The sequence below is a fragment of the Paenibacillus sp. 01L418 genome (genome assembly GCF_056400045.1).
The window spans coordinates 1-5,496 of record NZ_JBFTSN010000419.1 but is presented as its reverse complement, the minus strand read 5'-3'; the positions used below and the strand labels follow the sequence as shown (position 1 = coordinate 5,496).

The 5,496-nt window shown below is 46.9% G+C and carries 6 protein-coding genes; 5 read left to right on the top strand and 1 reads right to left on the bottom strand.

The window, feature by feature from the left end:
- The first annotated feature begins 186 nt into the window (after positions 1–186).
- On the top strand, positions 187–984 hold the full coding sequence (locus AC1DSE_RS29280; RefSeq protein ID WP_441881042.1) for a Cof-type HAD-IIB family hydrolase: 798 nt from the start codon (positions 187–189) through the stop codon (positions 982–984).
- Between the two features lie 59 nt (positions 985–1,043).
- The gene (locus AC1DSE_RS29275) at positions 1,044–1,352 is read left to right on the top strand and encodes a hypothetical protein (protein WP_477528628.1); all 309 of its coding nucleotides are present in this window, start codon (positions 1,044–1,046) and stop codon (positions 1,350–1,352) included.
- Between the two features lie 79 nt (positions 1,353–1,431).
- Here the strand turns inward: AC1DSE_RS29275 and AC1DSE_RS29270 are convergent, their stop codons facing one another.
- Complete coding sequence (locus tag AC1DSE_RS29270; protein WP_477511349.1) at positions 1,432–3,264, bottom strand: DEAD/DEAH box helicase; 1,833 nt, start codon at positions 3,262–3,264, stop codon at positions 1,432–1,434.
- Positions 3,265–3,391: 127 nt separating this feature from the next.
- Here AC1DSE_RS29270 and AC1DSE_RS29265 point away from each other — a divergent pair, with 127 nt between their 5' ends.
- The 3 genes from AC1DSE_RS29265 to AC1DSE_RS29255 all read left to right on the top strand — a co-directional run bounded on the left by AC1DSE_RS29265 (position 3,392) and on the right by AC1DSE_RS29255 (position 5,279).
- Positions 3,392–3,586, top strand: a complete 195-nt coding sequence (locus tag AC1DSE_RS29265; protein WP_076266853.1) for a YwbE family protein — start codon at positions 3,392–3,394, stop codon at positions 3,584–3,586.
- A gap of 53 nt (positions 3,587–3,639) precedes the next feature.
- Positions 3,640–3,942 carry a hypothetical protein gene (locus AC1DSE_RS29260; protein WP_477511350.1) on the top strand — a complete coding sequence of 101 codons (303 nt, stop codon included), beginning with the start codon at positions 3,640–3,642 and terminating at the stop codon, positions 3,940–3,942.
- A gap of 143 nt (positions 3,943–4,085) precedes the next feature.
- Positions 4,086–5,279 (top strand): GNAT family N-acetyltransferase, encoded by a 1,194-nt coding sequence (locus AC1DSE_RS29255; protein ID WP_477511351.1) that lies wholly within the window; start codon positions 4,086–4,088, stop codon positions 5,277–5,279.
- The last annotated feature ends 217 nt before the right edge of the window (positions 5,280–5,496 follow it).

The window sequence follows — 5,496 nt, the reverse complement described above, 5'->3', positions numbered from 1 at the left end:
GAGTATCGATGGGTCCGCTTAAGCTTGATGAAACTCTTGAAGAGGGCTCCTATCGGGAGCTGACGGAAGAAGAATTAGAGCTTCTGCGCTCACATAAACGGAAGACGGATTAGACATTGTATCTAGTGTTTGCTGTAATTAAGAGATAGAGAGAGCACTTACAGAGTTTGGAATAGGAGTGGAGACATGAGCCTTAATTATGATTTAATTGCTTTAGATGTGGATGGGACGCTGCTTACAGATGATCATGTGCTGACGAAAGCTATTCGTGAGTCGGTACATGAGGCTGCCAATCGCGGAGCTCAAATCGTATTATGTACTGGGAGAGGACCATCAGGCGCACTTCCTGTGCTAAAAGAGCTTGGACTTAGCGGGACGGTGATTACTCATAACGGAGCAGCTACGATTAATGCGGATGACCATTCCGTTGTTCACCAATTCGATATGGTACCTGAGCATTTATTGCGTTTTATTCAATATTGCCGCGAGAATGGCATTCATTTTGATTTGAATACTGCTTTTGAAATGATGGTCGAGAGCATGACGCCGGAAGTAGAAGCAATGTATGGTCATTTTCAAGCTAAACCATCGATTCATGATTTCCGCCTGGGCTTGCCTAGCGGCCTTGTGAAATTTACAGTTTTCGGAACGAAGGATCAGATGGATGTCGTACAAACGGAATGGTCGGGATGGCCTAAGCAGCTTCATTCGATTCGGAGCGGCGACTTTTTTATCGATGTGCATCATAGTGAAGCCAATAAAGGAAAAGCGTTGCAGCAGCTTGCAGCAATTAAAGGCATTGATCGCAGCCGAATTCTAGCAATCGGCAATTATCATAATGATATAACGATGCTTCAATTTGCGGGCATGGGCATAGCAATGGGCAATTCTCCTGAGGAAGTGAAGCTGGCAGCTAATGCAGTTGCACTTTCGAATAGCGAGGATGGCGTGGCTAGAGCGCTTTATGAGCACGCGTGGAGCTAATTAAACAGCTCTTTTTCTTTCGGATATTCGTAAAGTATTTAGGAAATGTTTTTGGACAGATGAATTTTCCTGGTACGAACGGTAAGGTGAAATATGTATGGCTGGATAATGCACCTGGAAAATTCAGCTTTGCAAGCATAAGCCTGCTTAAAAATTTGGACCCTAGCTATTATTATATTATTGATTGCCATTGGCCGCTGAAGGTAAGCGGAATTACAGTAGATCCTACACATTTTTACGTTTGCGGATGCAACGGCGCGTATAAATGCCAATGCAATTCTACTAGCTGCGGCAGAGGATATTATGAGGCGGCATTGACTATCAATAATAATCAATATGATCTATCGGTTAACGAAGTAAGATCCTGATGGAATGATATAGAAAAAGAAAGAGCGGTCAGCACTAGGAATTAGTTCCTGTGTTGACCGCTCTTTCTTTTAATGTTGTTTACCGATTGCGTCCGCCGCCGCCGCGCGGTTTGCTCGAAGAGCTTCCGCCACCACGCGGGCTGTTGCCGCGACCGCCGGCAGGTGAGCCGCTGCGTCCGCCTGACGATGATTTGCCGCGCTTGCCTGTTCCACGGCCGTTTTCGTGCTCGTTTAGTGTTTTCGCTTTGAAATCACTGCGCGCTGCTTCCCAAGGGCTATCCACCTTGGACGAGGCACGGCCAGCTACATGCTCTGCGCCGCGAGGACTGCCGAAGCCGCCGGTGCGACTTGCACCACCGCGAGCTGAGCCGCCACGACTCTCGGAGCGTTCGCCACCGCGAGCTGAACTTCCGCGACTTTCGGAACGATCACCGCCGCGAGTTGAACTGCTGCGGCTTTGGGAACGGTCATTACCGCGAGCAGGGCTTGCGGATTCGAATCGGTCCCCACGGTTGGCTGACCAGCCTGTGCTCTCGCCAGCTGTTTCGGAAGCTTGACCGCGAATCTCAGCTGTTCTGCCTGTACGTTTGCCAGCATTAGGACGAACGGTCTCGCGTTGGCCTCTGCGTCCGCCTGGCTTCGCATTGCGATCACCTTGAGCAGAACGGTCACGACCGCCGCGGCGTCCACCCTCGGTTGGCTTGCTGCTTCCGCCGCGTGTACTGCTTTTGCCAGCTGCACTGCGTGTTCTCTCTGGACGATCGCCGGTTTGTGCGCGTACAGATGTTTCGTTGCCTTCGCTGTCAATCGCACGGCGTGCAAGCTTAGCATTTATGCTTTGTTCAATAAGAATCAAATGGTTTTTGTCATAAGGAGTTGCGAGTGTGATGGCTGCGCCATCTTGCCCAGCGCGACCTGTTCTGCCAATACGGTGAATATACAGCTCGCCGTCTTGTGGAACGTCGTAGTTGTAAACATGGGTAACCCCTTCAACATCGAGTCCGCGAGCAGCAACGTCAGTCGCTACGAGCACTTGCAGTCTTGCATCTCTGAAGCGCTTCATTACTTGCTCACGCTTCGCTTGCGTAAGATCGCCGTGCAGCTCATCCGATTCGATGCCGATCTCTTGGAGTTCCTTGTTTAATTTTTTCGCGCGAACTTTAGTCCGGCAAAAAATAACGGCCAAATAGGGCTGATGACGCTCTAGCAAATGCACGAGAGTTTGCTGTTTGCTTCTATCCGTTGTTTCATAGACGATTTGTGTAATGCTGTCGAGTGTGACGTTAGTACTGCGTACCCGAATATCGACAGGCGTCTTCATATAATCAGCAGCCAGCTTGCGAATAGCATCAGGCATTGTAGCTGAGAACAACATCGTTTGACGAGCTTTCGGCGTTTGTGAAATAATGCTTTCTACATCTGGCAGGAAGCCCATGTGAAGCATTTGATCCGCTTCATCGAGAACAAGCATTTGCAGCTTGCCTAGGCTGACGGTTTCACGTTTCATATGATCGATTAGACGACCAGGTGTTGCAACCACGATATGGGGCGAGCGCTGCAGTTTGCGAATCTGAGCATCAACGTCTTGGCCGCCATAGGCAGCAAGCACGCTTACGCCAACAGCGGGAACAAGTTTTTTGAGCTCGCTCGTAATTTGAATCGCAAGTTCCCTCGTTGGAGTTAATATGAGAGCTTGGACTTGTTCTTTCTCTATATTAATACGTTGCAAAATAGGCAAAGCAAACGCAATCGTTTTGCCTGTGCCCGTCTGAGCTTGTGCAATAACATCCTGCCCGTTGAGCAGAAGTGGAATCGCTTGCTTTTGAACCGGAGTCGGCTCGATAATTCCATCATGGTGAAGCAATTCGCTTAGCTTGGGAATTATACCCAAAGCGTTAAATGCGTTAGACATTAATACATTTCCTCATTTCGTTTACATCTTTTGATGTTAAGTATAACAGCTGTCCTTATAATGTGCATCTTTACTTTGCTTATGCTATGCTAAAAGCCGACATTAGAGCAGCAGAGGAATGGTAAATATGAATGGAACAGAGCGTTCCGCGATCAAAGCGGGCCTTTCGGTAGACATTGTTTTGAAGCAGGATCAACGGACTGGCAAGCTGACACGAGGTGTCGTGAAAGATATTTTGACGAATTCGCCTAAGCACCCTCATGGCATTAAAGTGAGACTGGCTGATGGGCAAGTAGGGAGAGTCAAGAACATCCTGACTTAAAGAGTCCATATCTAGTCAGGAAGGAATGTTCAACGTTAAAGGAGCGATGTGCTGTGGCCTTTGGCATAAAAAGAAAAGAGTTGCAGCGATGGAAGGAAGCCGTTGCCCGCGGAGAAATTGCATTTCTGACGCACTACTGGCTGGATTCGAGGTTTCCAGACATGAAAACAGTAACGAAGGTAGGCTGCTCCGATATGGAGAAGCTCTCGCGCTGGTGCCTCGATAACGGCCTTAATCCTCGCTATATTCATGCGCGGTCAGAGTATCCGCATTTTGATTTGCTTGGACCGCTGCAGCGTGAAATATTGAAGCGAGAAAATCAGCTGGAACAGCTTGAACGATTTGATATGTTATGAGGATCAGAATCGCAATTAGCTGCTCATGAGGCGGCTTTTTTTATTTCAAAAATGGAAAAAAATCTTTCTCCTTAATGAATCATCCTTTATGATAAATGGAAGCTTGGATGATTATGCCAGTTTAAGGGGAGTGGAATTTGCATATGGTTACCGAGAAATTGCAGCTGCTGGACACCTTCAAAGAATGGATAACGTTTGTAACCGATTTGGCGCGTTACGACGAACGTATTTGGAATCAGAGCATTGCCGCAGGAAAGTGGTCGGTTCGAGACGTCACAGCCCATATTTTACGTTGGGATATTTATTTTTATGAAGAAGCAATCTTAAAGGTGCGAGCTGGCCTGCCGCTTACGGTTAAACATTTGGATTATAATGAGTTTAACGAACAAGCTAAAATATACAGCAAGTCAACTTCGATCGCTGAGCTCGTTCATGAAGCTGCAAGCATACGTGAGCGGATTATTGACACGATAGCACAGTTAGCAGATGAGCAGTACAAAGCTGACTATGTAGATGCGGACGGTCATGCCTTTGAAGTAAGTCAGTATATAAAAGATTTTATATGGCATGATCAGCATCATATGGAGCAGATTAAGAGACTGTTGCATTTTCGCATAGAGGAAATGAGCTTGAATGGCTGGCCAGCTTTGCAAACGGTTGTCTACGACGGCTGGCTGCTTCGTTTTGCAGAAGGTTATACGAAACGTTCCAATTCGATTAATCCTGTGTACGGCAGCACGCTTCAGCTTGATGCAAAAATCAGCTCCTGCGAGGAACTGTATGAACACAAGGGCATTCGCTCTGTTTTTAAAATAACACCCTTCGTCCAGCCAACCTCGCTTGATGAGGAACTGGCGACTCGCGGTTATGAGCTTATCGACCGGACGATTGTAAAGACGATACATCTTTCTGACGCTCTATCCCCGAAGGCTGCTGAAATTTGGCTCGAACAGGAAGTTTCGGAGAACTGGCTGGATGCGGTTGCGGTTTTTAGTCGTTTAACGGATGAACAGCGGTCAACTACACGTAAAATGTTAGAACAGTCACCGCTGGATAAATGCTGCGCAATCTTGCACGATAATGGAATACCGGTAGCATGCGGCTATGCGGTGATTGAGGATGGTTGGATTGGTATTTATGATATTGTGACCGATCCTAACTATCGAAATAAAGGTTTTGGCGAGCAGCTAGTGCTGCATCTTCTACAATGGGGCAAGGGATATGGAGCGACTGAAGGTTATCTGCTCGTCGTAAAAGATAACGCAGCAGCTAATCGGCTGTACGATAAAATCGGGTATGTCCCGCAATACGAATATTGGTATCGAGTAAAAAAATAAAAGCTGCTATTTGTTATTTGTAATAATCGTATAAGGCGCCTTGTTGAATGTTTAAGGCGCTTATATGGGAAACTAAACAACTTAGATTGATCAGCATGAGAAAGAAGGATTATTTCGTGAAAATCAGCCATTCAAATTTATCATCAGCATCTACATCTTCTGCGCCAATTGCAATAACAAGCTCATGGCTGCTGCTGCTTGGCATTTTGCTAATAGC